The sequence below is a fragment of the Leucobacter sp. M11 genome (assembly GCF_035726885.1).
In the GTDB taxonomy this organism is placed as follows: domain Bacteria; phylum Actinomycetota; class Actinomycetes; order Actinomycetales; family Microbacteriaceae; genus JAPFRB01.
The window spans coordinates 153,308-153,859 of record NZ_JAPFRB010000004.1 but is presented as its reverse complement, the minus strand read 5'-3'; the positions used below and the strand labels follow the sequence as shown (position 1 = coordinate 153,859).

At 75.2% G+C, this 552-nt stretch carries 1 pseudogene; it reads right to left on the bottom strand.

The annotated features are described in order from the left end of the window. Positions 1-552 (bottom strand): annotated as a pseudogene (locus OOT08_RS12680) (leucyl aminopeptidase); the annotation flags it as partial.

The window sequence follows — 552 nt, the reverse complement described above, 5'->3', positions numbered from 1 at the left end:
TTACGCCTCCCGGTCGATGAGGAAGCGACGCAGGGCCCGCACGGGCGAGCCCGTCGCACCCGTTGGCCACGGCCCGAGCTCCACCTCCAGGTAGGCGCTCGATCCGATGTCCAGGTGCAGCCAGGGCGTGTCCCCCGCGAAGCGCCGCAGGTACTCGGCGGCCACCTGACCGATATCCGGCCGGTCCAGGGGCATATTGCGCAGGTCCGCGACGGGCGAGTCCAGGGCCCCGCGGTAGCGGTCGTGCAGCGGGAGCAGCCAGCCGGGTTCCCCCGCCGCCGCGCCCGCCGCGAGCACGGCGTCCGCGAGGGAGCGATCGGTGCCCCAGGCCCCCCAGAGCGCCCCGCCGACGCCGCCGCCGTCGGTCAGCGTGCCCGCGTCCACGAGGCACGCGACCCCCTGCCCGCGAAGCCAGGCCAGGCCGTCGGCGATCACGAGGCGACCCTCGGCGTCGGTGTCCGTCACCTCGGTGCGCGTCCCGTCCGGGTGCACGATCACGTCCCCGGGCTTCTGCGCGCTCCCGGAGGGCAGGTTCTCGGCCAGCGGCAAAAA